Here is a 254-nt window from a genome sequence, read left to right on the forward strand (position 1 = left end):
AGGGAGTTGGTGGACTTGCGCATCGTACCCTCCGTGAGTGATGGGTTTAGCACAAGTCATTTTCATGGAGGAGCTTGAGTCTGTCACCCCCTGGCCCCCTTCAAGCCATCCGTATCCGAACTACTGAATCTGGAGCCGACAGGACCAAATCATCGACCCGAAGTGCCTCAATTGGCTTGAACCCACTGGGTGTAAGGATCGGGGTTCCTGCCGCAAAGCAGGTATCCTTTCCGAGCGATGGAGCATCATTCATC

General features: G+C 54.3%; 1 protein-coding gene. It reads right to left on the reverse strand.

Annotated elements, in window-relative coordinates; all coding sequences use genetic code 11:
• Positions 1-100: 100 nt before the first annotated feature.
• Positions 101-253: a Hint domain-containing protein gene (locus tag ACYOEI_RS41435; protein WP_462856516.1), complete on the reverse strand. Its 153-nt coding sequence runs from the start codon at positions 251-253 to the stop codon at positions 101-103.
• Position 254: the final 1 nt, after the last annotated feature.

It is taken from the genome of Singulisphaera rosea (assembly GCF_054877945.1).